The organism is Nitrosospira sp. Nsp13, from assembly GCF_900101945.1.
In the GTDB taxonomy this organism is placed as follows: Bacteria; Pseudomonadota; Gammaproteobacteria; order Burkholderiales; family Nitrosomonadaceae; genus Nitrosospira; species Nitrosospira multiformis_D.
On sequence record NZ_FMVD01000029.1, the window covers coordinates 1 to 7,136 of the forward strand.

The 7,136-nt window shown below is 50.9% G+C and carries 6 protein-coding genes; 1 reads left to right on the top strand and 5 read right to left on the bottom strand.

Annotation, left to right across the window (positions count from 1 at the left end):
- Window positions 1–657, bottom strand: a 657-nt coding sequence (locus BLO43_RS15985) for a cytochrome c oxidase subunit II (protein ID WP_139149313.1), incomplete at its 3' end; no start/stop codon positions are given.
- Window positions 658–1,922: 1,265 nt separating this feature from the next.
- Here BLO43_RS15985 and BLO43_RS15995 point away from each other — a divergent pair.
- Window positions 1,923–2,513 carry a redoxin domain-containing protein gene (locus tag BLO43_RS15995; RefSeq protein ID WP_090908023.1) on the top strand — a complete coding sequence of 197 codons (591 nt, stop codon included), beginning with the start codon at window positions 1,923–1,925 and terminating at the stop codon, window positions 2,511–2,513.
- Window positions 2,514–2,524: 11 nt separating this feature from the next.
- On the opposite strand, the gene BLO43_RS16000 is transcribed toward BLO43_RS15995, so the two are convergent.
- From BLO43_RS16000 to lolA, 4 genes are read right to left on the bottom strand one after another with little or no spacing between them, the layout of a single operon-like run.
- Entirely contained in the window at window positions 2,525–3,232 is a 708-nt protein-coding gene (locus BLO43_RS16000; protein ID WP_090908024.1) for a DUF6781 family protein, read from the bottom strand.
- Window positions 3,233–3,272: 40 nt separating this feature from the next.
- On the bottom strand, window positions 3,273–4,643 hold the full coding sequence (gene serS, locus BLO43_RS16005; protein ID WP_090908026.1) for a serine--tRNA ligase: 1,371 nt from the start codon (window positions 4,641–4,643) through the stop codon (window positions 3,273–3,275).
- A gap of 50 nt (window positions 4,644–4,693) precedes the next feature.
- Window positions 4,694–6,007, bottom strand: coding sequence for a replication-associated recombination protein A (locus BLO43_RS16010; RefSeq protein ID WP_090908028.1), 1,314 nt, complete (start codon window positions 6,005–6,007; stop codon window positions 4,694–4,696).
- On the bottom strand, window positions 6,000–6,623 hold the full coding sequence (gene lolA, locus BLO43_RS16015) for an outer membrane lipoprotein periplasmic chaperone LolA (protein ID WP_090908030.1): 624 nt from the start codon (window positions 6,621–6,623) through the stop codon (window positions 6,000–6,002). The genes BLO43_RS16010 and lolA overlap by 8 nt, the downstream gene beginning before the upstream one ends.
- Window positions 6,624–7,136: the final 513 nt, after the last annotated feature.

A 7,136-nucleotide genomic window follows, 5' to 3' on the forward strand; every position in this document is an offset into this window, starting at 1 on the left:
CCAGGTGTCGCGGATGAAACCGGGAATGGCGTCCTGCTTGGCTCCTAATGCCGGAACCCACCAGGCGTGGATCACGTCGTTGGCGGTGAGCAGTATCCGTATCTTCTTGCCTGTCGGCACCACCAGCGGGTTATCCACTTCCAGCAGGTAGTTCTCGCCCTTGGCTTCCTTGTTCTCCTGCTGCGCCCGGGGAGTGGACAATGCACTCAGGAAGCTGATGCCTTCCCCCTCGCCTGTAATGTAGTCGTACCCCCATTTCCACTGGTAGCCCGTCGTCTTGATGGTGATGTCCGGACTGGAGGTGTCTTTCATGGCGATGATGGTCTTGGTGGCCGGATAAGCCATGCCAATCAGAATGAAGAACGGGATGATGGTCCAGATGATCTCCACCGTGGTGCTGTGATGGAAATTCGCAGCTTTGTAACCCGCATCCTTGCGGTGCTTGAGCACCGAATAAAACATGGTGCCAAATACGCCGATAAAAATAACCAGGCATATCCATAAGGCCAGCGTATGCTGATCATATATCTGCCTGGCAATGATCGTCTGCGGCTCGGGCAAGTTCAACTGGTAGGGATCCGCCGCCGCCATTCCCAGTCCGGAATACATGGCGAGCGTCAGGGCTCCTGCCAGCGCTGCTGTTACTTTACTACTCATATTTCCCCCCACTTGATTACTGATAACAGTACGACCCAATGATAATTACAAAAACCCGATGTTAGGTCCCGCCCCGTGAGATGGTCTCCAGATTATCCTTGCCTAGACTGATACCCATGAGATATTCCCACGCACATAAAAGTATTTTCTCAACCTCTATTCCGCCAAAATAACCCTATTGCGAATGTCAGTAATTATGTTATTCTATGGCCTTATAGCTGCTGCAGAACACTAAGAATAAGAGGCAAGTCTATAAGTTCAAAGTTTCAACTAAAAAAATTCAAAGTCTGTTTCTTAATTAAATCCGGACAATGAAATTTTCTTGCTTGATACGAATTCGGAATTGAAAAAAGATACGGTAAAATCGACCCGTGGATGCAACCGTAATTTCGATGCCATGAATATGCCCTTCAATTATTTTTTAATTAAAAAGCATTCTTCCGCTAAACTATTTAATCTTACTTATTCAGCTAAGTCACGGTTTTTGAAGAAATTACTCTCCTTTCATTTCTCAAGCAATCAGAACAGATTCATTCCGTATTAACAGCAATTTCTATGCATTCGGCGCTGTTTTTTATGCTGGATGCCGCAAATAGATCAGAACAAAATTCTACCACACGAAAATTACACGTACAAGAAAGAAACGCGCCTTCCTAGCCAAAATTAATAATGCCCCTATTCTAAAAAGCGGTATTTTTCCCTCTTCAAAATAGGGTAATTTTACCCTATTTGGATTGTGGCGATTTCCATCCGGGATAGGAATTTATCCTCTCGCGACGCGCTCGTTTTCTTCTTTACATCGCACGCTCCAAAGCAGAAGCCGTAGCAAATTACCTTCCATCTCTATTTCTTACATCACTGCTGCGATCATGCACCAGCAATGCGTATGATTTATTCGCTGAAAACGCCTTTCATACCAAATCAAGTTATTCTATTGTCAAATCCCTATTGTCAACAAGGTTAAAATAAAGCATTTATTTCGATGGCATGATTTCACATGGCTGCCGGGAACCATCCGCATGACTTGTCTCAATCCCACCTAGAGCGCTGGGCGTCGACATATCAATGCGTTCAGGCCACTGACGGGAGCTTACAGCTGGATAAACATTGATTACATTTCTCGTGAATAGTGAACGAGATGGATCCGCTATTATCAATGGATAATCATGAGGGGCGGGCAAACGAGCGAGCGAAAACTTTTAACTCGTGCAATAATTATTCGGTTTCCTCAACTTTTTTAATGGGACCCCATTGGGGGTATAAAAATGGCAGAAACCGCGAACATCATCAGCGCAAACGCAGCACCGGAGCTACAGACTTCGGGATGGCTCAACACCACGCAACCGCTTACGTTGGCGTCATTGCGTGGCAAAGTGGTCGCTCTTCATACCTTTCAAATTTTCTGTCCGGGTTGCGTACAGGTCGGTATTCCGCAAGCCCAGAGGATATCCCAGGAATTTGATCCCGACCGGGTTGCGGTGATCGGGCTGCATACCGTCTTTGAGCATCACGCTGTAATGGGCCGTGATGCACTTGAAGTATTCGTGTACGAGTATCGATTGCGTTTTCCTATTGGAATCGATAAATATGATGGGGAGCCAGATGGAGAGCCAAAAGGCGTGCCACTCACAATGCGCGCGTACCAGATGCAGGGAACGCCGACCCTTATCCTGATCGACAAATCCGGGCGTATTCGCCTGCATAAATTTGGGCATGTGAGCGATCTTTCGGTTGGATTCTCGATCGGCGCATTACTTTCTGAAGAGATTGAAGTGGATGAGCCCGCGGCCAGACCCGCGACGACCGGGACAGGCAGCGGAAATACTGTTTGTGACGAAGATGGATGCAGCGTCTGAAGGGAAGCCGGCTAGCCCGGCTTCTTGGCCTTATCGTCTGGCTTAACCCGCTCTGCAATGCCGGTGAGTAAACCAGCGGCCACCTGGCGCATGAGATCCGTGATGGCGTGGGTCAATTGCAGGCCGGCTTCAAGCCGGGTTTGACCGGCCGAGGTTATCTCGTGGTTGAATGTCGCGAGGGTGTCCTTCAACTGAGAACCGACAGCGGTTCCATTGTGCTTCGCGTGCGCGACCAAATCGTGCAAGGTTTCCGACACGACTTTCTGGGCGGTGGAAGCCGATGCCTGCACGGTTTCAAGGAAAAGATTTTCAACGCTTTCCAGTTCGCCGCGCGCTCGGGTGAGTTCTTCATTGGAAAATTTCTGCGCGCGGCCTGCGGCTTCCTCCAAAGCCAGCTTCGACGCTTCGGCAAACTGTGCCAGCGCGGCATCCAGTCCGGCAACCGCATCGCGGATGGGTGTCAACGCTGTTTGCGTGTGGGCTGAGGTATGTTGCAGCTTTTGCTGCGCGCCATCATGCACGCCTTGCATCACCGCCGTCATAATGCGCCGCAGGGATTCGAGATCCCGGTTTTGCGTGCTGAGTACCTTGACTGTCAGGTCCCGAACCGTCTGCTGAACATTATCGCCCTTTGCAACAGCACCACGAACCTCAGCCTCAAGCGCCGATATGTCGGCCGTTGCGTCATGGGCGGTTCTGCCTCCAGTTTTCTTCTGCATGGTAAGACCTCCTTGAATGATGAAATAATTGATGTGTAATTTACTTTTCCGGCTTGCGCGCGAGCCGGTCAAGGCCGCCCATGTAGGATTGCAGGACCTTGGGAATCGACAAGCTGCCATCGGCATTCTGAAAGTTTTCAAGAATCGCCACCAGCGTTCGTCCCACCGCCAGCCCCGAACCATTGAGGGTATGCAATAGTTCCGGCTTACCTTTCTCATTGCGAAAGCGTGCTTGCATACGCCGTGCCTGAAATGCTTCACAATTACTGCATGAGGAAATTTCACGATAGGCATTTTGCGCAGGCAGCCATACTTCAATATCGTAAGTCTTGGCAGCTGCAAAACCCATGTCGGCGGTACATAGCACCATTACACGATAAGGCAGCTCCAGTTTTTGGAGAATCTTTTCAGCATGACCGGTAAGCTCCTCCAGCGCTTCATAAGACTGTTGCGGATGGACAAGCTGGACCAACTCCACCTTGTCGAACTGATGCTGGCGGATCATACCGCGCGTGTCTCTGCCATAGCTGCCCGCTTCGGAGCGAAAGCATGGCGTATGCGCGGTGAGCTTAATGGGAAGGGATTCGCATGCAACAATCTTATCACGCACAATGTTACTGAGCGGAACCTCCGCAGTGGGAATCAAATACAAATTATCATCGTCCAGCCGATATTGCGGGTTCGCGGGTAATCGGCCTTGATCGCTCTCACTTTGTGGATGAGATTCAGCCGGATTAACTCTCCGTCGAGGAATCTCGAATAAATCCTCCTTGAATTTTGGCAGCTGCCCGGTGCCCTGTAAGCTCTCCGCATTAACCAGGTACGGCACGTAGGCCTCGGTGTAACCATGCTCCTGCGTGTGGGTATCCAGCATAAACTGCGCAAGCGCGCGATGAAGTCGCGCCAGTCCGCCTGTCATGAGGCTGAAGCGTGCACCGCTCAGTTTTACAGCGGTTGGAAAATCGAGCAGTCCCAGGCTCTCGCCAATGCTCACATGATCACTCACCGAAAACTCGAACGCGCGCGGCGTTCCCCAACGGCGTACTTCTCGATTATCGGTTTCGCTTGTGCCTTCCGGTACACTGGTATGCGAAAGGTTGGGAATCTGGAGCAATATATGCTGCAACGCGGTTTGGGTTTGTTCAAGGCGCGTTTCGGCCTGCCTAAGGTCATCGCCAAGATTTTCCACCTCCGCCAGGATAGCGGTAACATCCTCGCCTCTGCCTTTGGCATTGCCAATCTGTCTGGAGACGGCATTACGCCGCGCTTGCAGTTCCTGAGTGTGAGTCTGAAGCGTTTTGCGTTCCGCTTCCAGCGAGTTGAATTCCGTAACCGGAAAAGTATGGCCACGTTTGGCAAGAAGCCTGACGACATTTTCCAGATCGGTACGTAATAGCTGAATATCTAACATGCAAACTCCAAAAAACGTGTCTTGCGCCGGGTTCTGATAAGCGCAACTGTTTACGGCATCTTCTTTGCCTGCCTGTCTAATTCGCGCAAATACGCCAGCTTTTCCGAAATTTTCCCTTCCAGCCCACGCACGGTCGGTTGGTAAAATTTAACCTCTGGCATGCCTTCCGGAAAATAATTCTCCCCGGCGGCGTAGGCTTCCGGATCGTCATGAGCATAGCGATACTCCTGTCCATAGCCTAATTCCTTCATCAGCTTGGTGGGCGCATTACGCAAATGCTCGGGTACGCGGTGTGACGGGTTGCTGCCTATGAAAGACCGGGCTTTATTATACGCAAGGTAGGCGGCATTACTCTTCGGTGCGCAAGCCAGATACAGTGTTGCTTGTGCCAAGGATAACTCTCCCTCCGGACTCCCCAGCCGTTCGTATGTCTCGGTGGCATCCAGGGCAACCCGCAATGCGCGCGGATCGGCCAAACCTATGTCCTCCACCGCCGCGCGAATCAACCGCCGCCCAATATAAAGCGGATCGGCGCCTCCGTCCAGCATGCGGCACATCCAGTATAGCGCGGCATCCGGGTTGGAGCCGCGTAGCGATTTATGCAACGCCGAAATCTGATCATAGAATTCATCACCGCCTTTATCGAAACGGTGCGCACCGCGAAAGAGTGCATTAGCGACATAATCTGTGGCTATTTCGGTAACTCCACCAATGGCTGCCGCGGTTTTTATTTGTTCCAGAAAATTGAGTAAGCGCCGCGCGTCGCCATCCGCATATCCAATCAACAAACATCTGGCGTCATTGGTAAAACTCAATTCCGGCAATGCCAGATCTATCGCTCGTTCAAACAGGATCGTGAGCTCGTCTTCCGATAACGCGGTGAGTACATAAACCTGTGCGCGTGACAATAGTGCGCTGTTGACCTCAAACGAGGGATTCTCGGTGGTGGCACCGATGAATGTCACTAAGCCCTGTTCGACATACGGCAGAAACGCATCCTGCTGTGACTTGTTGAAGCGATGCACCTCATCCACGAACAGAATAGTGTGTCGACCCGATTGCTGCAATACAGCTTGCGCTCGTTCTATCGCCTCACGGATATCCTTGACGCCCGACAATACCGCCGACAGCGCGATGAATTCGGCGTCAAACGCCTGCGCCATCAGTCTCGCCAACGTTGTTTTGCCGGTGCCGGGCGGTCCCCACAATATCATTGAGTGAGGCTTCCCGGATTCAAACGCAAGCCGCAATGGCCTCCCCGCCCCAAGCAAGTGCGATTGCCCCACAACCTCTCCCAGTTCCTGAGGACGCAATCGTTCTGCAAGAGGTGCTGCAGGCTCTCGCTTTTCGAACAAATCAATCACTGATTACGTCCGCTCCTTCGGGGGGACTGAACTTGAACAACTCTGCCGAAAGCTTGGGGTTTTGTTCCACCTGGAAAAATGTGAGTACCGTAGTCTGACCAAAGTTATCGTGCAGCTCCATCGCTTTCAATTCGCCTGCCGGGGAAAATCCCAAGCGCACCCATTCAAAAGTGCCCTCCTTGGCTTTGGGCTTTGCTTCAAGCCATTCTGTATCCCCCTGTAACCCAATTTCAACCAGATCAAAATTGGCCTCGATATTGCTGCTGCCCGCGAGTAGCGCAGCAGGGCTGGTGCCGATGGCAAGATCCAGCTTGCGTACCGTCACCTGATCAAGATCGCGATCGTAAAACCATATCCGGGCGCCGTCGCCGACAATCAATTGTTCGTATGGCTTTTCGTATACCCATCGAAATTTTCCGGGACGCTCGAATTGCATGGTACCGCCCCCTCTTTGTACCACACGCGTATTTTTGTCCAGCACCGTCTGGACAAACGCCGCGCGAACAGTACGCGTATCCTGGACGAAAGTTTTGAGGCTGCTAATCGCTCCAGCCTCCGCAATGGAAGCGAACAAGGAAAGCAGCAACAAGAAATAGAATCGTTCTAAAAAATTCATAATGTTTCTCGATAGCAGTGAACAAGCGGGTTGGATCAATGTGAGTCTCAGAAGCCACAATTTACTCTGCGCATGCGTTCACCGCGCCCATCGTGGAACTTATCCGACTTGATCGAGGTTGCAGCCGCGATTTTACCGGCTTCTGCCTTTATCAGGGCGGATAAAACGCCACGATCCAATGTCATCACGATATACAGGTTCGCGCAGGATCGTTTGTCCAGTTCAATTGTCTTATATACAGATACGACTGTTTTATACCTGATCCAAAAAAGTTACAGGAAAAACCACAGTATATTTGTGGGAACTACACAGAAGTATCAAAGTCTAAAATAGCCTGCGGATTCATTTCGCTGCTAAAAGTTGGTAGGATTCTTAACTATTGGTAACAAGGAGTAATCAAAATGGCAACTACACTTGAAACATCAGGCAGCCATGCGGGGTCGAGCGGACGCGACTACGACATGTCGCTGTGGTACGACTCAAGGTGGTACAAATTTGGGCTGATCACCATGC